Raw genomic sequence first — 23,904 nt, forward strand, 5'->3', positions numbered from 1 at the left:
GGAGGGGTTCCATTGTCCAAGCAGTACAAGTTCAGCCTTCGTTTAAAGTTAGTCTTGTTCATTACAGGGCTAGCGATCGTTACATATTCCTTCACCGCTCTATTCATCTATGGTTTGCATGATGCGGTCCAATCATTCTGGGCCATTTCGGAACAGACCTTTACCATCATCACTCTACTTCTCGGGATCTTCTGGTCAGGGGTCCTGGGCTTTTTCATGTCCGGATTTATCACCCGCCCTTTGAATCGATTGGAAAAAGTAGCTTCACTTGCGGCGGATGGAAACTTGACGGAACGTGTATCTGTTCCGAAATCAGATGATGAAATCCGCTCATTGTCGCTCGCCTTCAATTCGATGATCGATCATTTGAGCCATGTAATTGAAAACATCGACCGCCATTTTGAAGGCACCAACCAATCTGTCATCCATTTAAAGACGGCGGCCGATCAAGCGACAGAACAGGCGCGTATGATCAGTCTCACCACACAAGAGATTTCGAAAGGAGCGGAAATGTCCGCTTCATCCGTTCAACAAAATGCGGAATCTGTTGAGGAAGCGACCGCTCTTGCCGATCAAGTGCAGCAAAAAGCGCAGCAGTCTAGAATGAAATCGAACCAAATGATGAGCGTTTTGATGGATTCAGAGAAATCTGTCCACGAACTGATCCAAGGAATCCAACAAGTCGCGAATGAACAAGAACAATCGTTGAAAGATGTCGCGCGTTTAAACCAGAATGCTCAAGAAGTCGAACATATCATCAGCTTAGTAGGTGATATTTCAGAACAAACGAACCTTCTCGCATTGAATGCTTCCATAGAAGCAGCAAGAGCAGGCGAGCATGGAAAAGGCTTTGCAGTCGTCGCCGATGAAGTCAGGAAGCTTGCCGATCAAAGTGCATCGTCCGTTCAGAAGATTTCAGGCTTGATCGGGACCATCCAATCCGATGTCGCGCTAGTCGTGACTCAAATGAATCAGCAAATGGAGCGCTCGACGAAAGAAGCGGAAAAAGGACAAGAGACGACCCAAGCCATTCAACTTATGAACAACTCCGTAAATGATGTAGATCTAGCCATACAAGATATATCTGAAATCGTGGAGAAGCAACTCACATCTATCCAGAAATCAGCTAAGCAATCACAGGATGTCGCCGCTGTAGCGGAAGAGACGTCAGCAGGAGCGGAAGAAGTCAGTGCGTCCATTCAGGAACAAACGAGCGTGATCGAGAATATGGACGAACTCGCGAATGCCTTGGAAAGACAGGCACAAGGTCTAAAAGATCAAATTCACCGCTTCCGATTGACAGAGAACAAGTAACCTGTCACGATATAAGTGATTATAGACGATTGGGTGTGAAAAACGGATGAAAGTCATACTTGCTTCAGACCACGGAGGCGTGAATTTACGCCAAGAAGTGGCCGACATGTTAGCACAATTGAACATTGATTTTGAAGACATCGGTTGTGATTGTGAAGGTTCTGTCGATTATCCGGATTATGCGTTTCCAGCAGCGGAACGTGTAGCGGACGGGGAATTTGATAAAGGTATCTTCATTTGTGGGACGGGCATCGGTATGTCCATTTCTGCGAACAAAGTCAAAGGGATTCGTGCCGCACTCGTTCACGATTTATTTACGGCAAAAGCGACACGTCAGCACAATGATTCGAATGTATTATGCATGGGAGAACGCGTGATTGGCCCGGGATTGGCAAGAGAAATAGCCGAAACATGGGTGACGACAGAGTATGAAGGCGGTCGTCACGCAACACGTGTAGGCAAGATTGCCGAATACGAAAATAAATAATACAATGGGATATAGATAGCGGAAGCGTCCGAGCGCTGAGGCTGAATTGAAAAGGGGGAGCGGTATGCTTCTCCTTTTTGTAAATGCAGAGGAGGAATGAACCGTGACAGATGTGGCAGCTATTCAATCCGATGTGAAAAATGTCGTAACTCAGCTCATAGCGAGTGAGTCTGTGAAACCAGGTCTTTTTGTCATCGGTTGTTCGACGAGTGAAATCGCCGGGGAACGGATCGGGACATCCGGAAACGTGGCGATTGCTGAGGCCGTCTACACAGGATTACGCGATTTAGCCGAGCAAACGGGAGTGCACTTGGCTTTTCAATGTTGTGAACATTTGAATCGCGCACTGGTCATCGAGCGTGCCGTTGCCGAAGCCAAAGGATACACAGAAGTATCTGCGATTCCCGTACCGAAAGCGGGGGGGTCGATGGCATCGTTCGCCTATAAACAGATGGATGATCCTGTATTAGTCGAAATGATCCAGGCAGAGGGTGGCATGGATATCGGAGATACACTGATCGGGATGCATTTGAAACGCGTAGCTGTTCCGCTTCGCATTCAACAGAAGACGATTGGTGAAGCGCACGTCACGGCTGCAAAAACGAGGCCTCCACTCATCGGTGGGGCTAGAGCTGTCTATGAAGTCGATCAAGTCGAAGGTTCTTGTGATTAGGAATGGAAAGGGGAACGGTTAAATGATGAATGTGAAATCAACAGACCAAGAAGTATTTGCAGCAATCAACGCTGAACAAAAACGCCAACAGGACAACATTGAGTTAATTGCTTCCGAAAACTTTGTATCCGAAGCGGTCATGGAAGCGATGGGCTCTGTCCTTACCAATAAATACGCGGAGGGTTACCCGGGCCGTCGTTATTACGGAGGTTGCGAGCACGTCGATGTCGTAGAAAACTTGGCGCGTGACCGTGCAAAAGAATTATTCGGAGCTGATCATGCGAACGTTCAGCCTCACTCTGGTGCTCAAGCGAACATGGCCGTTTACTTCACGGTACTCGAGCACGGAGATACGGTTCTTGGAATGAACTTGAACCATGGTGGTCACTTGACGCACGGTAGCCCGGTGAACTTCAGTGGTCAACTTTATAACTTTGAAGAATATGGTGTCACAGAAGATGAAGAAGTCATCGATTATGATGCTGTTCTTGCCAAAGCGAAAGAAGTGCAGCCGAAGTTGATCGTCGCAGGTGCCAGCGCCTACCCTCGTGAAATTGATTTTGCAAGATTCCGTGAAATCGCAGATGAAGTCGGGGCCTACTTGATGGTCGATATGGCTCATATCGCAGGCCTTGTCGCAACGGGTCTTCACCCGAACCCTGTTCCTCATGCTCATTTTGTTACGACGACGACACACAAGACCCTGCGTGGTCCACGTGGCGGAATGATCCTTTGTCAGGAAGAATTCGCGAAGAAAATCGACAAGTCCGTTTTCCCTGGCATGCAAGGTGGCCCATTGATGCACGTCATCGCAGCAAAAGCCGTCGCTTTCAAAGAAGCCCTGCAGCCGGAATTCAAACAGTACTGCAGACAAATCATCGCAAACGCCAAGCGCCTTGGCGAATCATTGTCTGCAAATGGTGTGAAACTCGTTTCAGGCGGAACGGACAACCACCTATTGCTGTTGAACCTACTTGATAAAGGACTGACAGGTAAAGTCGTAGAAAAAGCGCTCGACGAAATCGGAATTACAACAAACAAAAATGGTATTCCATTCGACCCAGAAAGCCCGTTCGTGACAAGCGGAATCCGTATCGGTACCGCTGCCGTGACTAGCCGTGGCTTCAAAGAGGAAGAAATGGACGAGATTGCAGAGTTGATCGCCTTCACCCTTGAGCATCATGAAGATGAAGCGAAAATGAAAGAAGCCGAGAAGCGTGTTCACGCCCTGACTTCCCGCTTCCCACTCTACCAATCGCTCGTTCATTCTTCCTAAACCCAAGTAGCCACTAGCCCAAGCTAGTGGCTACTTTTCTGTTTGGATAGAGAAGGGAGTGAAGGGGAAATAGTTTACGCTGAGCCTCCTCGAGCTATCGCTCTGCGGGGTCTCAGCCTGTTCCTTTTTCCCGCAGGAGTCTACCTATTTCCCCTTCACTCCCAGCCACAATTCATAAAAAATCCACCACCAATCTGCGTTGGAAACACTTTCTAGGAAAAGGATATGACTAGCAGGTCTGTTTCGTCCAACTATTTTCGGAAAGGTGGTTGGGGTAATGGTGCGACTCCTGTGGGATCTGTGGGACAGGTGAGACCCCGCAAGGCGATAGCCTGAGGAGGCTTAGCGCACGCCCCACGGAAAGCGCGCCATTTCACCGGGCCACCTTATCTCATACTCTGAAGACGAAACATTCCTCTCCCCCCCTAGAAAATTGGTCAAACGTTTGATTAATATCAGACGAAAGTGGGAAAATAGAACGAACTTGCCACCTGGGTTGCAGTCTGCCTGTATTTTAAGTACAATTTAAAGGATGTAAACTACGAGAAGGAGTGATCGGCAATGGGAAAGGTATACGTACTGGATCATCCATTAATTCAACACAAACTGACTTACATACGTAAAAAGGAAACCGGAACGAAAGACTTCCGTGAGCTCGTTGACGAAGTAGCGGCCTTGATGGCGTTTGAAATCACGCGCGATCTGCCACTAGAAGAGGTAGCGATTGACACACCTGTCGTTTCAGAAGCGAAAGCCAAAGTCCTGACAGGGAAGAAAATAGGTCTTGTCCCTATCCTTCGTGCCGGTCTAGGCATGGTGGACGGCATCATTCAATTGATTCCAGCAGCAAAAATCGGACACGTCGGCCTTTACCGCGATCCGGAAACGCTGCAACCGGTCGAATACTATGTCAAGCTTCCTAGTGATATTGAAGAACGTGAACTGATTGTCATCGATCCGATGCTGGCTACAGGTGGATCTGCCAATGAAGCGATTCATTCCCTTAAGAAACGTGGAGCACGCCAAATCCGTTTGATGTGCTTAGTGGCAGCTCCTGAAGGTGTCGAAGCTGTGCAAAAAGAACACCCGGATGTCGACATCTATTTAGCCGCTCTCGATGAGAAACTGAACGAAAAAGGCTACATCGTACCAGGTCTCGGCGACGCTGGTGACCGTTTGTATGGAACGAAATAAGCGACGAAGCATGGGGAGGCCGACAACGTATGTCTGACCGCATAAAAGTAATGACGATTTTCGGAACAAGACCAGAAGCGATCAAGATGGCGCCACTTGTTCTTGAACTGAAAAAACGATCCGAACAATTCGAACCGATTGTGACCGTCACGGCACAGCACCGCGAAATGCTCGACCAAGTGTTGAACATCTTTGATATCAAGCCTGATTACGACTTGGACATCATGAAGTCCCGTCAAACGTTGGCGCAGGTAACGACGCGTGCGCTTGAAGGACTCGATGAAGTGATGAAGGAAACGAAGCCGGATGTCGTTCTCGTTCATGGCGATACGACGACAACGTTTGCTGCTTCTCTAGCGGCTTACTACAACCAAATTCCCGTCGGACACGTCGAAGCTGGCCTTCGCACGTGGGACAAGTATTCTCCGTTCCCGGAAGAAATGAACCGTCAGCTGACGGGGGTTATGGCGGACCTGCATTTTGCTCCGACAAACAAGTCGCGTGATAACTTACTGAGTGAAAATAAGTCGGAAGATCACATTTTCGTTACAGGGAATACCGCGATAGACGCGTTGCAGACAACCGTCAATAGCGACTACGCTTCCGAAATTCTTGATGAAGTCGGCGACAAACGTCTCGTCCTCATGACGGCACACCGCCGTGAGAATCTCGGGAATAACATGAAGCAAATGTTCCGCGCGATTAAACGCCTCGTCGAGGAACATGACGATGTCCAAGTCGTGTACCCTGTTCACTTGAACCCTGTCGTCAAAGAGACAGCGGACGAAATTCTCGGAAATGACGAGCGCATCAAGCTGATCGATCCGCTCGACGTCATCGATTTCCACAATTTCGCTTCTCGCGCTCATTTGATTTTGACCGATTCAGGTGGCGTCCAGGAAGAAGCGCCATCCCTTGGTGTGCCTGTCCTCGTCCTTCGTGACACGACAGAGCGCCCGGAAGGCATTGATGCCGGAACGCTTAAGCTTGCTGGAACCGATGAAGACCATATCTTCCATCTAGCCAACGAGTTGCTTTCTGATGATGAGAAGCATAAGGCGATGTCAAAAGCATCGAACCCTTATGGCGACGGACAAGCATCCGCACGCATTGCGGAAGCGATCCGTTACTTCTTCAAGCATCGTGAAGACAAGCCGAAACCATTTGAGATTGAATAATAGGAAGAGACCGGGATCCCCGGTCTCTTTTTTTGAATTCCAACTCTTAAAGACGTTTTTCGGTGCACGAATCAATGGAAAGTTACATTAAAATCATTTAAAAGCACTTTTGTATTTCATATATTTCTAAAAGTGTCTTTAACATTCCTCTTAAGACCTTTTTCAAGACATGTTGACGTCACAACGGTCCTTAAGCAACATTCCGCGCAGCCGCATGCAATCCTACCTCTTACAAAAATTCACCTTACAACTCAATCAACGTATAGTCCGGCCATCTCGCCACAAACTAAAGGAAAAAAGGAGCCTGTTCATGCGTCGCTTATGTTTGTTATTCGCCACCATTTTGTTCGCCGCAGGTTTCTCATCACCTGATGTAAAAGAAGAAATGACGATCATCATTGAGGTAGAGGGCTCACCGAGTGAGTTTGCCGCAGATGTGGAATCGAGATTGCCGAGGCTTGAGATCGTCGCGCAGTACGATACGATTTTCAATGGAGTGGCGGTAAGAGGGAAGGTAGAGGAGCTGGAGAAGCTATCCCGTATGGATGCGATCACGAATCAGTATCCGGTGCAGACGTACACGACATTAAAACAAGAGGCACCTACTTTTTCGACCGATATCATTCGTGAACCGCTCGCCGGATCTTTTACAGGAAAAGGAGTCAAGGTGGGCGTCATCGATACGGGGATCGATTATGCTCATCCGGATTTGCAGCTCAACTATCGAGGCGGGTTCGATACGGTGGATTTTGACAACGACCCAATGGAAACGCGGGCCGACGGAGCGACGCTGCATGGGACGCATGTGGCGGGCGTAATCGGTGCGAACGGACAGATGCGTGGGGTGGCGCCGGATGCGGAGATTTATGCGTACCGTGCGCTTGGACCTGGTGGCATGGGGTCTTCGGTGCAGGTCATCGCGGCGCTTGAGGAAGCGGTGAAAGAGGGAATGGATGTCATCAACTTGTCGCTCGGTAACGATGTGAACGGTCCGGACTGGCCGACGACGCATGCGGTCAACCGGGCGATCGAGCTCGGGACGACCGTCATTGTGGCGGCTGGGAATTCGGGTCCTGATGCGTGGACGGTCGGGTCGCCGGCGACATCTTCTGAAGCGATCACGGTCGGAGCGGTAGCGTTGCCGTCTGAGGTGGCGGTGCTCTCTGTCGCTCGGAGGGAAATCCCGGTGCAAACGTTGGTCGGATCGAAGAATTGGGACTTGAAAAGAAAGTACCCCCTTCATTTTGCCGGTACGGGAGAACAAGGAATCGGCGACGTGCGCGGGAAAATCGTCGTCTTCGAACGAGGTGTCATCCCGTTTACTGAAAAAGCGATGAAGGCCTATCAAGCCGGGGCGGAAGCGGTTCTCATTTATAATAATGAAAAAGGACGTTTTCAAGGCTCATTGGATGGATTGTCGATTCCCATTCCTGTTGCGGCTGTATCGAAAGAGGAAGGGCAGTGGCTCATCGAACAGAAGGATCAGTGGGCCGCGACGGAATGGGAGTCGCTCGGGGAACAGATGGCACCCTTCAGTTCAAGAGGGCCAACCACGACAAATTGGGCGATCAAACCGGACGTCGTCGCACCGGGGGTCAACATTATGAGCACGGTGCCAGGCGGATATGCGCCTTTGCAAGGGACGAGCATGGCGGCGCCGCACGTGGCAGGACTGGCAGCACTCGTTATAGAGGCACATCCGGACTGGTCTCCTGCAAAAGTGAAGCAAGCGATCATGAGCTCAGCCGATTTGCTTGATGGCTATCTCCCGACGGAACAAGGTACTGGATTCATCGATGCGACAGGAGCGATTGAACCGGATGTCCTGATCGACCCTGGTGCTCTTGAGTTTGGTCGGATCGAAGATGAATTCTTCAGAGAAACCAAAGTGATCACCATCACGAACCCTACGGATGACCCCGTCGAAATTCGAGCGAAGCAACCGAACATAAAGCCGGGCGAATCGTGGTCTGTGCCTTCAACCGTAACAATCGGTCCAGGCGAGAGTCGTGAAGTGAGTGTGGAGCTTCGGTTATCGAAGGCTTTCGTAGAAGATGGGGTACACCAAGGATATGTCACGCTGGAGAGTTTTTCAGAGACGTATGAAATCCCTTATTTATATATGAAGGAATCGGCGGACTTTGCGAAGGTGACGGGACTGGAATTATCGCCGAATTTAGATGGTGAGCTTACCTATCGTTTTTACCTCTCAGAAGGTGCGGATAACGTCACGATTGATTTATACCGCGCCGGAACGATGATGGCAGCAGGACAGTTGTTGGAATTGAAAGATGTCGAAGCAGGCATGGTCGAAGGAACGATCAAAGGCGATCGAGATCTTGGAGGTGCGTACGTAGCTGTCGTCACCGTTGAACGGGACGACCAAGAATATAGCGAAACTTTTCCGGTGTTGCTGAATAACTGATTAGGGTAGGTGTTGGTTCTGCAATTTCATGTTAAGGTAGCGCGGGGTGGAGCTTTACACACCATCATAAAAGTAGTGTAAACAGAACGTTGCATATCAAGATTCCCACACTTCTTACGTATACGCAGGTTCAGCTAACACATCATAAGGTGGTGGATAAACGGCGACACTCCTGCAGGATCTGAGGCTTGGGTGAGATCCCGCAGAGCGCGGAGCGTTCGAGGAAGCTCACCGCCGCCTGCGGAAAGGGAGTCGTTTCTCCACCACCTGCCCTCCCACATTGAAGAACCGAAAGTAGCACTCTAAAAAAGCAGGTTGGATTGGTACTCCAACCTGCTTTTTCATGTAAACTCATACTTTGACATAATTGTGACAAAAATGTGATCGATTCTTGTCAGACATTTGTACTTTTAATCACAAACGCATTGACATGAATTGACCCCTATTGTATTCTTACATAGTGTGGAATGATAAGGTTTTCATAAGAAGTTGAAACTCATAAAAAATATGAGTTGCGACTTCCTTAAGAAAGGGTTTGATCATAAGTGAGATCGAAGCCGCCTTTTCAAGCAATGGCGCTTACCAGTGCAATCGTTTCCCAACTCGCAGGCGGACCACTCGTCGGAGTTTATCTAGGGAAATGGCTGGACAGTCAGCTCTCCACATCACCCACATTTCTAATCATTGGAATCTTCCTCGGATTAGGAGCAGGTACATACGGAACAATTCATTTAGTACGCACGTACACGGGAGACGATTGAATGGAAGTTTATCAGCATGTGATAGCCCGTCAACGAAAATGGATGTTCTACCTTCTGGCATTACTAGTACTAGGTTGGGCCGTCACACCGTGGCAACCCATATTCCTCGGACTTCTACTAGGAAGTATCCTGAGCTTTTACAACCTCTGGCTTATGCAAAGAAAAATCCGCAAGCTTGGTGAAGCTACAGCAGAGAATCGGTCTGTGAGAGGAATCGGTACATTTACGCGTTTGGCATCTGGCGCACTCGCCGTCGTCATCGCCCTTCAGTATGAAGAATATTTCCATTTGATTTCAGTAGTATTGGGCTTAATGACAGCCTACATTGTCATTTTTATAGATTACCTTTTCAATAAATCAAGAGTTTAGCATGATGGAAGGTAGGTGAACAGATTGAATCACGAATCACCAATAGTGAACGATGTTTTCGGTATCTCATGGTTGGATTTCAACTTATCTAACGTATTGATGATGTTTGTCGCATCATTACTTGTATTTATCATTGGTGTAGCCGCGACGAGAAACATGCAGCGCTATCCAAAAGGATACCAAAACTTCATCGAATGGTTGATCGACTTTATCAAAGGCATCATCGGTTCGAATATGGATTGGCGGACAGGTAAGCTATTCTTGCCTTTAGGATTGACATTATTCGCCTATGTATTCGTCTCCAACATGCTCGGGGTCATCACCAATGGGGTTGTGGGTCACACGCTTTGGTGGAAATCACCAACAGCAGATCCAGGCATTACCTTGACACTCGCCACGATGGTTGTTGTGCTTACACACTACTATGGGGTGAAGTTGAAAGGTGGAAAAGAATACAGTAAAGGATTTGTACGTCCTCTACCATTCTTACTACCGTTCAAATTGATCGAGGAATTCTCGAATACGCTGACGCTAGGTCTGCGTTTATACGGGAACATTTATGCAGGTGAGATATTACTAGGCTTGCTTGTAGGTATGGCAACAACGAACTTCTTAGGATTCTTAGGAGCATCAATTCCGATGCTTGCATGGATGGGCTTCAGTACATTTATCGGTTTCATCCAAGCATTCATTTTCGTTATGTTAACGATGGTTTATATGTCTCACAAAGTGAGCGACGACCATTAAAATAAAAGCATAAACACTATTTTTAAAATATTAGAGGAGGATTTTTATTATGGGTCTTTTAGCAGCTGCAATTGCAGTAGGTTTAGCGGCACTAGGTGCTGGTATTGGTAACGGTCTTATCGTCAGTCGTACAGTTGAAGGGATTGCGCGTCAGCCAGAATTGCGTTCTGCACTTCAAACAACAATGTTCATTGGTGTTGCACTAGTAGAGGCAGTTCCAATCATCGGTGTTGTAATTGCATTCATCGTATTAGGTCAGTAAGTAGGACGAGCACTATACGCTTTTGGCGAAGTTCACATTAAACGATCTTCGCCTTTGCTTTATACCTTAAGAAACTGAATACCCTTTTGGGAGAGAAAGAAAACTTCGACGACAGCTTACTTTAAGCTGTAGCCGGGTTTTTCTCTTGTCTAGCTCCTGTACATAAGTGCAGGATTCCGCCTAGAATACTAGGCTGCTTCATTTGTCTTTTATGAAAAACCTGATACGAGATGGTGTAGGAAGGAGTGAAAACTGTGCAAGTATTCACAAATAGTCTTGTCCTCGGAGCCGAGGGAGGATTTCTAGTCGGTGATATGCTCACTCAGCTATTTTTCTTCATCGTATTATTAGTTCTTCTACGTATGTTCGCTTGGGGACCATTGATGAACATGATGAAAGAGCGTGAAGATTATGTAGCGAATGAGATCAACACGGCTGAGAAAAGTCGTGAAGAAGCTCAGCGCATGCAGCGTGAAGCTTCTGAAGAGTTGAAGAAGACACGCCAAGATGCACAGAGTATCATTGAAGATGCACGTAAAACAGCAGGACAGCAGGAACGCGATATCCTTGAATCCGCTCGTAACGAAGCAGAACGCATCAAAGAATCTGCTCGCGAAGAGATCGGTCAAGAAAGAGATAAAGCGATTCAAGCCCTTAAAGATCAAGTGGCGACAATGTCCGTTATGATTGCATCCAAAGTGATTGAAAAAGAATTGTCTGAACAGGATCAAGAGAAATTGATCAATGAATATATCGACGAGGCAGGAGAAGAGCGATGAGTGAAACGATCATTGCGAAACGTTACGCAGACGCTCTTTTTCAACTCGGACAAGAAAGATCGAATCTACACCAGTTAGAATCAGAACTGATTACGGTCCGTGAAGTTTACGCAAGTAATCCGAAACTGGTTCACGTCTTGCAGCATCCACGTGTGACACTAGATCAGAAGAAACAGTTAGTGGCTGAGTCATTCAAACCGTTTTCGAAAGAAGTACAACATACATTGCAACTTCTTGTTGATCGCCACCGTGAAGAAATCATTCCAGAAATGATCGCTCATTTTATTAAGCGAATGAATGATGCAAAAGGTACGGCTGATGCAGAAGTGTATTCTGTCCGCGAGCTATCTGATAAAGAGAAGCAGCGCATTTCAGAAACTTTTGCACCAAAAGTCGGTAAACGTTCGTTGAACCTGACAAACATTGTCGATCCCGAGATCATAGGCGGTATCCGCTTACGAATCGGCAATCGCATTTTCGATGGTTCCGTCAGCGGAAAACTTCGTCGCATGCAGCGCGAATTGACTTCCGCGAACAAATGATGATAGGGGTGAAATGGCATGAGCATCAAAGCTGAGGAAATCAGTGCGCTGATCAAGCAGCAAATTGAAAACTATGAAACAGATATAGAAGTCAATGATGTGGGTACAGTTATCGAGGTTGGTGACGGTATCGCACGTGCTCATGGTCTTGATAATGTCATGGCCGGAGAGCTCGTTGAATTCTCTACAGGTGTCATGGGTTTGGCACAGAACTTAGAAGAAAGTAACGTTGGTCTTGTCATTCTAGGACCATATACAGATATTAAAGAAGGCGACGAAGTTCGTCGTACAGGCCGCATCATGCAGGTTCCAGTCGGAGAAGAGATGCTGGGCCGTGTCGTGAACCCACTTGGACAACCAGTGGATGGCCGCGGGGCTATTGAAACGACAAGAACTCGTCCGATCGAATCACCAGCTCCTGGTGTTATGGATCGTAAATCCGTTGATGAGCCACTTCAAACAGGTATCAAAGCGATCGACGCTCTTGTACCGATTGGACGTGGACAGCGTGAGCTGATCATCGGTGACCGTCAAACAGGTAAAACATCTGTTGCGATTGACGCGATTTTGAACCAACACGACCAAGATATGGTTTGTATCTACGTTGCCATCGGTCAAAAAGAATCGACTGTTCGTGGAACGGTTGAAACGTTGCGTCGTCACGGAGCGCTTGATTACACGATTGTTGTAACCGCGAGTGCTTCTCAACCAGCACCACTTCTTTACCTAGCTCCTTATGCTGGTGTAACGCTAGGTGAGGACTTCATGTACAACGGCAAGCACGTTCTTGTTGTGTACGATGACCTGTCTAAGCAAGCAGCCGCTTACCGTGAGCTTTCCTTGCTACTACGTCGTCCGCCAGGCCGTGAAGCCTTCCCAGGGGACGTATTCTACTTGCACTCCCGCTTACTAGAGCGTGCGGCTAAATTGAGTGATGCGAAAGGTGGAGGATCCCTGACGGCTCTTCCATTCGTAGAAACACAAGCAGGCGACATCTCTGCTTATATCCCTACGAACGTTATCTCAATCACAGATGGTCAGATCTTCTTGCAGTCCGACCTCTTCTTCTCAGGTGTGCGTCCAGCGATCAACGCCGGTCTATCCGTATCCCGTGTTGGTGGTTCCGCACAGATCAAAGCGATGAAGAAAGTTGCCGGTACGCTGCGTCTTGACCTAGCATCATACCGTGAGCTAGAAGCCTTTGCACAGTTCGGATCTGACTTGGATAAATCAACACAAGCGAAGCTTAACCGTGGTGCCCGTACAGTAGAAGTACTGAAGCAAGGCCTGCACGAGCCGCTAGCCGTTGAAAAACAAGTCATGATCATCTATGCATTGACTAAAGGATTCTTAGATGAAATCCCAGTTGGAGATATCACTCGTTTCGAGTCTGAATTCCACAACTGGTTAGACAATAACCGTAAAGACCTTCTTGCTACAATCCGCAAAACAGGAAAACTAGCAGAAGACGACGATATGAAAGAAGCTGTCCAAGCATTCAAGAAAACATTTGTAGCTAGCGAGTAAGCTATGCGATATGAAGTGAGGAGGCGACGGAAAGGTGCGTACGAACCGAGTACGTCCGCCTTCCACCACTTCTTGAACAAACGTTTGATTGATTCCGACTGAACCAGCTAGAAAGGGTGGTGAAACAGCGTGGCATCCCTTAGAGATATTAAAGGCCGGATTACTTCCACTAAGAAGACAAAGCAAATTACGAAAGCCATGGAAATGGTATCGGCATCTAAATTGAATCGTGCCGAACAGAATGCGAAGAATTTTGTTCCGTATAGCGAGAAAATTCAAGAAGTCGTATCGAGTATCGCCCAAGGTGGCGGCGATGCGAGTCACCCGATGCTTGAATCCCGTGACGTAAAACGTACCGGATACCTTGTCATCACGTCAGATCGTGGACTAGCAGGAGCCTACAACAGTAGTATCCTACGTAAAGTGTATCAACAGATTCATCAGCACCATACGGCTGCGAATGAATACACGTTGATTACGATCGGTCGTGTCGGACGCGACTTTTTCCGTAAACGTAATATGCCTGTCGATATGGATATAACCGGAATATCTGACCAACCAGATTTCGCTGATATTAAGGATATCGCTTCTGATGCAGTGCAACTGTTCTCAGATGGAGAAATCGATCAACTGTACATTTATTACAACCACTACGTCAGTGCCATCACTCAGGAAGTGACGGAGAAGAAGGTCTTACCTTTGACAGACTTTAGTGAAGAGAAAAAAGCAGCGTCAAGTTCTTATGAATACGAGCCGGACCAAGAAAGCATTTTAGAAGTCTTGCTTCCACAGTATGCAGAGAGCTTAATTTACGGAGCTTTACTTGATAGTAAAGCAAGTGAGCACGCAGCACGTATGACTGCGATGAAGAGTGCGACAGATAACGCTGATGACTTGATCGGTGATCTGACTCTTTCTTACAACCGTGCACGTCAAGCTGCTATTACCCAAGAGATTACCGAAATTGTCGGCGGTGCAGCTGCCCTCGAATAGGGATTCTCGGATTTTTTGAACAGTAAGTTAGGAGGGAAATCGATGAGTAATGGACGCGTGACCCAAATCATGGGACCGGTTGTCGACGTAACGTTCGATGATGGCCAGCTCCCTGATCTTAATAATGCCCTACACGTAAGTTACGAAGCGAAAACTGAACACGAAAAAAGCGTCGACCTAACATTAGAAGTTGCCCTTCACTTGGGTGACAACACCGTTCGTACGGTAGCCATGTCTTCCACTGATGGTGTAATGCGTGGTACTTCTGTTACAGACACAGGGAAGCCGATCTCTGTACCTGTAGGTGAAGTGACACTAGGACGTGTATTTAATGTCGAAGGTGACAATATTGACCTTGATGAGCCTCTAGGTGCGGATGTCCGTCGTGACCCGATCCACCGTGAAGCTCCAAAGTTTGAAAACCTGGCGACAGAGACGGAGATTCTTGAAACAGGAATCAAAGTCGTCGACTTGCTAGCCCCTTATGTAAAAGGTGGTAAAATCGGTTTGTTCGGTGGTGCCGGAGTAGGTAAAACCGTACTGATCCAGGAATTGATCAACAACATCGCACAAGAGCACGGTGGTATTTCCGTATTCGCAGGTGTTGGTGAGCGTACTCGTGAAGGTAACGACCTTTACTACGAAATGACAGATTCCGGAGTTATCAAGAAAACAGCGATGGTCTTCGGTCAGATGAACGAGCCGCCTGGTGCACGTATGCGTGTTGCCTTGTCTGGTTTGACAATGGCCGAGTACTTCCGTGACGAAGAAGGACAGGACGTATTGTTCTTCATCGATAACATCTTCCGTTTCACGCAAGGTGGTCTTGAGGTATCTGCCCTTCTTGGACGTATGCCATCAGCCGTTGGTTACCAGCCGACACTTGCTACAGAGATGGGTCAGCTTCAGGAACGTATCACATCTACAGACAAAGGTTCCGTAACATCGATCCAGGCGATCTATGTACCTGCCGATGACTACACGGACCCGGCTCCAGCGACAACGTTCGCTCACTTAGATGCAACGACGAACCTTGAGCGTAAACTATCTGAGCAAGGTATCTACCCAGCCGTGGATCCACTTGCCTCTACTTCCCGTGCACTTGATCCAGACATCGTCGGAGACGAGCACTACGAAGTAGCCCGTGAAGTTCAACGTACGCTTCAGCGTTACAAAGAACTTCAGGATATCATTGCCATCCTAGGTATGGATGAACTTTCTGATGAAGATAAGTTGACTGTATCCCGTGCACGTCGCGTACAGTTCTTCCTTTCTCAGAACTTCCACGTAGCCGAGCAGTTCACTGGTCAGAAGGGTTCTTATGTACCTGTTGCTGAAACAGTGAAAGGCTTCCGTGAAATCCTTGACGGCAAATACGATGACATTCCTGAAGATGCGTTCCGTCTAGTTGGACGTATTGAGGAAGTCGTTGAAAAATCAGAGCAAATGCAATAAACCAACCATAGCTTACACTCGTGATAAGGGGCGTTCTCTTTAGAGTCCGCCTCGCTACTCACGAAAAGCCCAAGGAGGAATTACTATGAGCACACTAACGGTGAGTGTTGTCACTCCTGATGGCCCGGTATTGGAAGATGCATTTGAAATGGTTAGTTGTAAAGCGGAGAGCGGGGAACTAGGTGTTTTGCCTGGTCACATCCCTATGGTTGCTCCGTTGACAATTAGCGCGGTTCGTCTTAAAGGCGAAGGTAAATCAGATCGTATCGCTGTCAGCGGTGGATTTCTAGAAGTCCGTCCTGATAAAGTGACGATCCTTGCTCAATCTGCTGAAAAGCCAACCGATATCGACATCGACCGTGCCCGTATGGCTAAAGAGCGTGCCGAGCGCCGTCTTCAAGATAAACAATCCGACATAGATTTCAAACGGGCTGAAATGGCCCTCAAACGAGCCATTAATCGTTTGGACGTTTTCGAGAACAACTTCTAAACTGCTTTCATCTTTGAGAGCAGTTTTTTGTTCTTTCTAATACGCATTCGACCGCAATCGCTGTAAGATTGCGTCAAAAGGAAATTATTTTGTCACTATTGCCCGGGAAATGAACGAGTACACGATCCTTTTGTCAGTTTCTGTTTCGTTCATGTCCTATTATGTTAAGAAGAAAAAAAGAGAGGTGTCAGGCCATGGAACAATACTTTGCTGAAGAAGCCCTCCTAAGTATGACTTCCCATTTGATCTTTATCGTCATTACATGGCGAGTGGTACAGTCTATTAACTTTGACGCATTTTTTAGGAAACATCGCGTTTTTGAGGCTAGAGTATTCATCATTTTTGTTACTATTGCACTAGGTACAACGGTCAGTCGCTTCTTTCTCGACTTTATTTCATGGTCCAATAACCTTATTTATTTGTTTTAGGAGAAGAGGGCTTGTCTAAAGTTGTTAGGAATTGTATCGTATGAATGGTGTCTTCTCAGGTCAAACTGTAAGTAAGTTGATGCTTGGGGAGGCATAAAAAATGAAAACCATCATTTCTTTGATTGTCGCATGTGTCGTTGTAAGTTCAGGTGCTTATCCACAGGGAACGGCTGAAGATACTCAACTGGAGGATTTCGCAGCCTTTGCTGAGGATGAGCAGCTACAGGTTAATGAGTGGACGTTAACGATGAAAGAGCCTTTGAAGCAGACGGATTTGGACATGGTAAAAAAAGAAGTCTCACAGTTGTTCGAAGAATCGTTTACAACGGATGACACGATCCATGCTACGAAGATGACGTGGGAACAGTCGAATAAAGAACAGACACTTGTCGAATCTTTCTCGTTGATTACACCAATAGATGGAAAAATTAGTGCTGAAATGGTTTATTCCATCAGAGGACAGGGAACTGCCTCTCTAGACCAAACGATGAAGAAACGCATGGAAATTGTAAAAAGTCGACTTTTCTCAAAAAATGTCACCATTTTCTCTTGTCTTAAAGCTCACTCTAGTGATATCATTGATGATGTTTTAGTGTATCAAAATTTCAAAAAAGTATTCAACATTGTAACTATAGACGAAGTCACGGAAAACGGATGGACTAGCAGATCCGGACATAGTAGCCAATGGGATCAAGCCCTACCCTTACTTAATGAAGAGATGAACGTCCAGTTCGCTTCAAGAACTTTGGGCGGGAAGACAAACATTACGATTGGCACACCCATTATTACTGCTGAATATTAATAATAATGAATATGGACGCGGAGGAGAATGAACCTTGGAAAAAATCATCGTCCGTGGTGGGAGGCAGCTGAATGGTACCGTGAAAGCCGAAGGTGCCAAGAATGCCGTACTGCCTGTCATCGCAGCAAGTATTATTGCAAGTGAAGGAAAAAGCGTTTTGCATGAAGTTCCTGCTTTAGCAGATGTAACTACGATCAATCAAGTGATTAAACATATGAACGCTGATGTACATGTCGAAGGAAATACAGTCACTGTCGATGCTTCTCGTCAACTAGAGACTGAAGCTCCAATCGAATACGTTCGAAAAATGCGTGCTTCTGTTCTTGTATTGGGACCGCTTTTGGCCCGCTATGGCCATGCTAAGGTTGCCCTGCCAGGCGGATGTGCTATTGGATCCCGCCCGATTGACCAACACCTGAAAGGCTTTGAAGCCATGGGTGCTGAAGTAACAGTCGGTAACGGATACATCGAAGCAGAAGTGAAAGGTCGCCTGAAGGGTGCGAAAGTGTACTTCGACGTTCCTAGTGTAGGTGCGACGGAGAACGTCATGATGGCTGCCGCTTTAGCTGAAGGAAAAACCATTCTTGAGAACTGTGCCAAAGAACCAGAAATCGTCGACTTAGCGAACTATTTGAACAAAATGGGCGCGCGCGTTGTCGGTGCAGGTACAGAAACGATCCGTATCGAAGGAGTGGAAAAGCTGACAGGTTGTGAGCATACGATTATCCCTGACCGTGTCGAAGTAGGTACGTTCATGGTTGCGGCTGCAATCACAGGAGGTAACGTGCTTATCGAAGGCGCGATGCCAGAACACCTTCGTTCTGTCATTTCCAAAATGGAAGAAATGGGCGTAGCAATCCAGGAAGAAGAAAACGGCATTCGTGTCATCGGCCCTGAATACTTGAAGGCCACTGACATAAAGACGATGCCTCACCCAGGATTCCCGACAGATATGCAATCTCAAATGATGGCTCTTATGCTTAATGCAACAGGAACGAGCGTGATCACTGAAACGGTATTTGAAAACCGCTTCATGCACGTGGAAGAGTTCCGCCGCATGAATGCTCACCTCAAAATCGAAGGACGCAGCGTAATCGTTGAAGGACCTTCTTTCTTACAGGGAGCTGAAGTAGCCGCAACAGACCTTCGTGCAGGTGCTGCACTTGTATTGGCTGGTCTTGTCGCAGAAGGGTACACACGCGTAACTGAGCTTAAGCATATCGATCGTGGCTATGTAGCATTCACAGAGAAACTTCAACAACTTGGTGCTGACATTGAACGTGTCAACGAAGTAGATAACTTTGAAGAAGAACTCGAGCCTAGCGAATCATTATCGACCTTATAATATATTCAATCACAAACTTGTCTATTTCAGGTAATTCCTGAAATAGGCAAGTTTTTTTTGTTTTTTTGATTTTGGCTTTGTGGCTGAGGTGTGGATGGTGGGGCGACCGGTGATTTCGGACAAAGTGGGTGATATATCAGACAAGTGGAGTTCGAATTCGGACAAGCGGCAGGCTAAATCGGACATTTCGCATTAATTCGGACAATGGCACGTCCAATTCGGACACCCACTCACATAATTCGGACAAATGCCAGACAACACCAGGCATCCAGCCTCATTCGGACAAAGAGAGTGATATATCAGACAACTGGATGGGCAAATCGGACAAGTAGAGCGCGAATTCGGACAAGCGGCAGGGTAAATCGGACATTTCGCACCAAATCGGACAATTGCATGCACAATTCGGACACCCACTCACATAAATCGGACAAGCTCCAGGCTACATCAGACACCCTTTTCTATATATTGAACAGGACCCTAACCTTTTTGAGAGGAACTTTGTTGGACAGGTTCTATCATCTCCCTTTTCTGGATATATATTTACTAGAGGGGGCAGCTACATCTCCTCGATTCTATGACCAGGAGGATGCTGATGAAGAGAGAAAAATGGATAGGAATGCTCGCTGTAGGTGGTCTGTTTATGGCCATACTCATCATACCAACGTTAATTGTCGTACCTTTTACAGGGTCCAACGAAATGGATCAAGTTCAGGAAGCACCTCAAGAACAACAATTGAGTGAATTATCCTCCGATATCTCTCCCTTTTCTGTTCGAGTTTTGAGAAGTGGAGGAAGTGTTGAAGAGGTTCCTTTAGAAACATATGTGGCTCGCGTTGTCGCATCCGAAATGCCAGCAAGCTTCGAGCTTGAAGCATTGAAAGCACAGTCACTTGCAGCACGAACATACATCACGCGTCATTTAGTCAGCGGTGAAGCGATCTCAGAAGTGGCCGATGTGACTGACACGGTGACGCACCAAGTGTATAAAAGTGATCAAGAATTGAGACAGCTTTGGCAAGATACGTACGCCAGTAATATGAATAAGATCAATGAAGCCGTCAAAGCGACAGCTGGCGAAATCATTACGTATCAGCGTGAGCCTATTACGGCCGCCTTTTTCTCAACAAGTAATGGATACACGGAAAATGCCGAGGATTATTGGGAGAATGAAATCCCTTATTTGAAAAGTGTTGAAAGTCCTTGGGATCAGCAATCACCTAAGTTTACCGACCAACGCATCATTACGCTTGAACAGCTTAAGGCAAACTTAGGTGTATCGAGCATCGCGAATACGACCATGACGAAAACAGAGGGCAATCGCGTCGACAAAGTGCAGTTTGGTGATCAAACGTATTCAGGTAGAGAAATCAGGGAAGCCTTCGATTTGCCTTCCAGTGATTTTACGATTAAGCAAAAGGGCGATCATATCATTTTTACAACAAAAGGCTATGGTCACGGGGTAGGGATGAGCCAATATGGAGCGAATGGCATGGCTCAAACCGGAAAAACATATAAAGACATCGTCCTCCACTATTATAAAGGGACGGAGATATCGCCGCTCAGCACGCAAACCGCCTCTCTTGCGCTCGGGGATAGCAATAGCGTCAACTAAAACCGCCTCGTGCGGTTTTTCTTTTTTAAATTAAAAAATTTTCCACCTCATGTATATATTCCCTCAGAAGTGTTCAGAATGATTTTTGAGGTGATGAACATGAGAGAGGAAGAAAAGAAAAGCGTGACTAAATTAAAGTTTAAACGCTTGATGCGCAAGAAGTGGTTGTATCCAGCTTTGTATTTGTCCGTTGCAGCTTTAGTGTTAGTCGGAGTGTTTTGGTATCAGCAAGGAGCAAGTGATTTAGACCAAGTTGCAGATGAGCCGGAATCACAGGTTCAAGATGAAGTGATCACGCACGATTCAGATCAAGAAACCGTCCCTGTAATGGAACAAGAGGAAAATCTACAAATGCCTGTCGTCGATGAAGCTCAAGCTTCCATCGTAACGAAGTTCTATGACTACGATGCTTCTGAAGCTGATCAAGAAAGTGCACTGGTCCTATACAACAATAAGTATTATCAAAGTGAAGGCGTAGACATTACAAGAGAAGATGGAGAAGCTTTTGACGTAACCGCATCCCTATCCGGAACGATTACAGAAGTGAAAGAAGATCCACTTTACGGAAATGTCGTCGAAATCACACATGATAACGACATTACGACAGTCTATGCAAGCTTAGATAATGTACAAGTTCAAGCTGGTGCTGAAGTCGCTCAAGGCGACACGCTTGGTACAGCAGGAAGCAACTCTTTCGGACAAGCCAGTGGCGTACACGTACACTTCGAAGTACGTAACGCAGGTGAGCCAGTCAACCCTGAGAACTTCTTCGGTCAGCCATTGAGCAAGATCGATGAAAGTCCAGAAGGTGAAGAAGGCGAGGAAGCGGAAGAAGGAGCACAGCACAACGTCCCATCACATGATGAGTCAGAAGGAACGACGGGGGAAGAAGAAGAAACGCCATCCGAAGAAACTCCATCTGAAGAAGACCCATCTATGGATGAGGAAGAACAACTACCAGAAGAAGATAGCGCATCATCAATCTCTACAATCCAAACATAAAATGAGGGTCTCGTACCCTCATTTTTTTCTTTGTCAAAAGCTCTTTTTAAGGCGGTTGGGGAGCTTATAAAATACTAAACCTTGGATGAACGGGCCTCGATTCGGACATTTTGCCAAGCAATTCGGACAACAGATGCACGAATCCAGACATCCAACTGCTCAATTCGGACAAGCGCCCTTCTATATCGGACATTCCCACCCAATTCGGACACGAGATACAGTTTATCGGACATTTACTCAGCCTATTCAGACAAAACTCACACTTATTAGGACAAGAGTCACATTTAACGAATCTCGACTAAGATAAAGCATCCTGTACCTAAAAAGAGTTTCGTCACTCCATACTTGATTAGGTGGTCGGGAAAATGGGGAGACTCCTGTGGGGTCTGCGGGACAGATGAGACCCCGCAAGGCGATAGCCTGAGGAGGCTCAGCGCACGCCCCACGGAAAGCGACTCATTTCCCCGGCCACCTTCCCTATACTTAAAAGACGAAACACTCCATCCTCTTCATGCATTCCTATCCCGTTATGCCTAGATTAAAGGCATATCTTCAAGATTGTAATAATACAATGAGGATAACCGAGCACTCGGTAGCATCCAGGGTAATCCAACAAGACAAACACCATGAGGTACCCACAAAACTCAATAGCAGTAGCTTTCCTTATGAACCCACCCCCTTGGATAGTCAATCACAGGAGGCGAGTGGAGTGCATGATTACATCAAAGAGAGGACCATCAAGATTGGAGAGCACGTGATTGAAACGAAAAAAACAGTAAGAGTCATTGCCAAGGAATTCGGCGTATCTAAAAGTACGGTCCATAAAGATTTGACGGAGCGGCTTCCAGAAGTGAACCCGGAACTAGCCAAGGAAGTGAAGAAGATTCTTGACTACCATAAAGAAATCCGGCACTTGCGCGGAGGGGAAGCCACCCGTCGGAAATATAAAACGGATCAGTTAGAAGAACGGCCTGCACAACCTCTTTCGTAAAAATGAACGGTCCTTCCTTTGTCAAAAATCCTCGATACTTGGTAACTTTTTTCTTTTTAGGTAAGACGGATGTCGTAATTTTGTGATAGAATATAGAATTAGATATGTATGTTTTTAAAACCATTCGAGAACTTGATGAAGACTAAAAAAACAAGCTTTGATGAATGATAAATAGTATAGGATTGTTTTTACAATAGGGAGGATCTACAGGACATGTTCGCAAGAGATATCGGAATTGACCTTGGTACAGCTAATGTGCTTATACATGTAAAAGGAAAAGGCATCGTATTGAACGAACCTTCTGTCGTTGCCATGGATCGAAACACCGGAAAAGTACTTGAAGTGGGTGAAGCAGCGAGACGCATGGTTGGACGTACACCGGGAAATATCGAAGCCATTCGTCCATTGAAAGATGGCGTGATCGCCGATTTCGATGTGACGGAAGCCATGCTCAAGCACTTCATTCAAAAAACGAATGTGCGTGGCTTTCTTTCTAAGCCCCGTATGTTGATTTGCTGCCCGACGAACATTACAAAAGTCGAGCAGAAAGCGATCAAAGAAGCGGCAGAGAAATCTGGCGGTAAAAACGTCATTCTAGAAGAAGAACCGAAAGTAGCAGCGATCGGCGCCGGTATGGATATTTTCCAACCGAGCGGAAATATGGTCGTGGATATCGGTGGCGGTACAACAGACGTTGCTGTGCTGTCGATGGGCGACATTGTAACCGCATCTTCCATCAAAATGGCGGGTGACAAGTTCGACCACGAAATCCTTCAATACATCAAGAAAGAATATAAGCTTCTGATCGGTGAGCGTACAGCAGAAGATATCAAAGTCAACGTTGCGACTGTATTCCCAGGCTCACGCCAGGAAGAAATCGAAATTCGCGGACGTGACATGGTATCTGGACTTCCACGTACGATTACCGTGAATTCTGAAGAAGTGGAACGTTCGCTTCGTGAGTCGGTCCAAGTGATCGTGCAAGCGGCCAAACAAGTGCTTGAACGCACGCCACCTGAATTATCGGCGGACATCATCGATCGTGGTGTCATCATGACCGGTGGGGGCGCATTGCTTCACGGCATCGATCAATTGCTGGCAGAAGAACTGAAAGTACCGGTCCTTGTTGCAGAATCCCCGATGGATTGTGTGGCAACAGGAACGGGTATCATGCTTGAGCATATCGACAAGCGCGTTTCTTCAAAAGGCTAGAACGATAACATAATCACGACGAAGGCGACCGTTCAGACGG

25 protein-coding genes are annotated in these 23,904 nt (G+C 46.8%); 24 read left to right on the forward strand and 1 reads right to left on the reverse strand.

What is annotated here, in order from left to right:
• Positions 1-12: 12 nt before the first annotated feature.
• From H0266_RS10195 to spoIIQ, 22 genes are all read left to right on the forward strand, one after another.
• The gene (locus H0266_RS10195) at positions 13-1,314 is read left to right on the forward strand and encodes a methyl-accepting chemotaxis protein (RefSeq protein ID WP_181472291.1); all 1,302 of its coding nucleotides are present in this window, start codon (positions 13-15) and stop codon (positions 1,312-1,314) included.
• A 46-nt stretch (positions 1,315-1,360) separates the two neighbouring features.
• A complete protein-coding gene (gene rpiB / locus H0266_RS10200; RefSeq protein ID WP_181472292.1) occupies positions 1,361-1,801 on the forward strand; it encodes a ribose 5-phosphate isomerase B in 441 nt (146 codons plus the stop codon).
• Between the two features lie 133 nt (positions 1,802-1,934).
• Positions 1,935-2,474: a TIGR01440 family protein gene (locus H0266_RS10205; RefSeq protein WP_343063281.1), complete on the forward strand. Its 540-nt coding sequence runs from the start codon at positions 1,935-1,937 to the stop codon at positions 2,472-2,474.
• Between the two features lie 22 nt (positions 2,475-2,496).
• Positions 2,497-3,750 (forward strand): serine hydroxymethyltransferase, encoded by a 1,254-nt coding sequence (locus H0266_RS10210; protein ID WP_181472294.1) that lies wholly within the window; start codon positions 2,497-2,499, stop codon positions 3,748-3,750.
• A gap of 561 nt (positions 3,751-4,311) precedes the next feature.
• Entirely contained in the window at positions 4,312-4,944 is a 633-nt protein-coding gene (upp, locus tag H0266_RS10215) for a uracil phosphoribosyltransferase (protein WP_181472295.1), read from the forward strand.
• A gap of 29 nt (positions 4,945-4,973) precedes the next feature.
• Positions 4,974-6,122 carry a non-hydrolyzing UDP-N-acetylglucosamine 2-epimerase gene (wecB, locus tag H0266_RS10220; protein WP_181472296.1) on the forward strand — a complete coding sequence of 383 codons (1,149 nt, stop codon included), beginning with the start codon at positions 4,974-4,976 and terminating at the stop codon, positions 6,120-6,122.
• Between the two features lie 310 nt (positions 6,123-6,432).
• Entirely contained in the window at positions 6,433-8,547 is a 2,115-nt protein-coding gene (locus H0266_RS10225; RefSeq protein WP_281374285.1) for a S8 family serine peptidase, read from the forward strand.
• Between the two features lie 572 nt (positions 8,548-9,119).
• Positions 9,120-9,308, forward strand: coding sequence for an AtpZ/AtpI family protein (locus H0266_RS10230; RefSeq protein WP_181472833.1), 189 nt, complete (start codon positions 9,120-9,122; stop codon positions 9,306-9,308).
• Positions 9,309-9,677 carry an ATP synthase subunit I gene (locus H0266_RS10235; protein WP_181472297.1) on the forward strand — a complete coding sequence of 123 codons (369 nt, stop codon included), beginning with the start codon at positions 9,309-9,311 and terminating at the stop codon, positions 9,675-9,677.
• A 24-nt stretch (positions 9,678-9,701) separates the two neighbouring features.
• Positions 9,702-10,424 carry a F0F1 ATP synthase subunit A gene (atpB, locus tag H0266_RS10240; protein ID WP_181472834.1) on the forward strand — a complete coding sequence of 241 codons (723 nt, stop codon included), beginning with the start codon at positions 9,702-9,704 and terminating at the stop codon, positions 10,422-10,424.
• 49 nt (positions 10,425-10,473) lie between these two features.
• The gene (gene atpE / locus H0266_RS10245; RefSeq protein ID WP_181472298.1) at positions 10,474-10,686 is read left to right on the forward strand and encodes a F0F1 ATP synthase subunit C; all 213 of its coding nucleotides are present in this window, start codon (positions 10,474-10,476) and stop codon (positions 10,684-10,686) included.
• Between the two features lie 254 nt (positions 10,687-10,940).
• A complete protein-coding gene (gene atpF, locus H0266_RS10250) occupies positions 10,941-11,465 on the forward strand; it encodes a F0F1 ATP synthase subunit B (protein ID WP_181472299.1) in 525 nt (174 codons plus the stop codon).
• Complete coding sequence (locus tag H0266_RS10255) at positions 11,462-12,007, forward strand: F0F1 ATP synthase subunit delta (protein ID WP_181472300.1); 546 nt, start codon at positions 11,462-11,464, stop codon at positions 12,005-12,007. Before atpF ends, H0266_RS10255 begins: the two co-directional genes overlap by 4 nt.
• A gap of 18 nt (positions 12,008-12,025) precedes the next feature.
• On the forward strand, positions 12,026-13,534 hold the full coding sequence (gene atpA, locus H0266_RS10260; protein ID WP_181472301.1) for a F0F1 ATP synthase subunit alpha: 1,509 nt from the start codon (positions 12,026-12,028) through the stop codon (positions 13,532-13,534).
• A 129-nt stretch (positions 13,535-13,663) separates the two neighbouring features.
• Positions 13,664-14,527: a F0F1 ATP synthase subunit gamma gene (locus tag H0266_RS10265; protein WP_181472302.1), complete on the forward strand. Its 864-nt coding sequence runs from the start codon at positions 13,664-13,666 to the stop codon at positions 14,525-14,527.
• A gap of 42 nt (positions 14,528-14,569) precedes the next feature.
• Complete coding sequence (gene atpD / locus H0266_RS10270) at positions 14,570-15,982, forward strand: F0F1 ATP synthase subunit beta (protein ID WP_181472303.1); 1,413 nt, start codon at positions 14,570-14,572, stop codon at positions 15,980-15,982.
• Positions 15,983-16,067: 85 nt separating this feature from the next.
• Entirely contained in the window at positions 16,068-16,472 is a 405-nt protein-coding gene (locus H0266_RS10275; protein ID WP_181472304.1) for a F0F1 ATP synthase subunit epsilon, read from the forward strand.
• 230 nt (positions 16,473-16,702) lie between these two features.
• The gene (locus H0266_RS10280) at positions 16,703-16,900 is read left to right on the forward strand and encodes a DUF1146 family protein (protein ID WP_425484306.1); all 198 of its coding nucleotides are present in this window, start codon (positions 16,703-16,705) and stop codon (positions 16,898-16,900) included.
• 100 nt (positions 16,901-17,000) lie between these two features.
• Positions 17,001-17,702 carry a YwmB family TATA-box binding protein gene (locus tag H0266_RS10285; RefSeq protein WP_181472306.1) on the forward strand — a complete coding sequence of 234 codons (702 nt, stop codon included), beginning with the start codon at positions 17,001-17,003 and terminating at the stop codon, positions 17,700-17,702.
• Between the two features lie 34 nt (positions 17,703-17,736).
• Entirely contained in the window at positions 17,737-19,047 is a 1,311-nt protein-coding gene (gene murA / locus H0266_RS10290) for a UDP-N-acetylglucosamine 1-carboxyvinyltransferase (RefSeq protein WP_181472307.1), read from the forward strand.
• Positions 19,048-19,639: 592 nt separating this feature from the next.
• Positions 19,640-20,659, forward strand: coding sequence for a stage II sporulation protein D (spoIID, locus tag H0266_RS10295; RefSeq protein WP_181472308.1), 1,020 nt, complete (start codon positions 19,640-19,642; stop codon positions 20,657-20,659).
• Between the two features lie 99 nt (positions 20,660-20,758).
• Positions 20,759-21,661, forward strand: a complete 903-nt coding sequence (gene spoIIQ / locus H0266_RS10300; protein ID WP_181472309.1) for a stage II sporulation protein SpoIIQ — start codon at positions 20,759-20,761, stop codon at positions 21,659-21,661.
• A gap of 74 nt (positions 21,662-21,735) precedes the next feature.
• Here the strand turns inward: spoIIQ and H0266_RS10305 are convergent, their stop codons facing one another.
• Positions 21,736-21,894, reverse strand: a complete 159-nt coding sequence (locus H0266_RS10305) for a hypothetical protein (protein WP_181472310.1) — start codon at positions 21,892-21,894, stop codon at positions 21,736-21,738.
• Between the two features lie 476 nt (positions 21,895-22,370).
• On the opposite strand from H0266_RS10305, the gene spoIIID reads away from it, so the two are divergent.
• On the forward strand, positions 22,371-22,652 hold the full coding sequence (spoIIID, locus tag H0266_RS10310) for a sporulation transcriptional regulator SpoIIID (RefSeq protein ID WP_181472311.1): 282 nt from the start codon (positions 22,371-22,373) through the stop codon (positions 22,650-22,652).
• 213 nt (positions 22,653-22,865) lie between these two features.
• The gene (mreB, locus tag H0266_RS10315) at positions 22,866-23,864 is read left to right on the forward strand and encodes a rod shape-determining protein (protein WP_181472312.1); all 999 of its coding nucleotides are present in this window, start codon (positions 22,866-22,868) and stop codon (positions 23,862-23,864) included.
• Positions 23,865-23,904 lie beyond the last annotated feature (40 nt).

Source organism: Halobacillus locisalis (assembly GCF_013694105.1).
In the GTDB taxonomy this organism is placed as follows: domain Bacteria; phylum Bacillota; class Bacilli; order Bacillales; family Halobacillaceae; genus Halobacillus; species Halobacillus locisalis.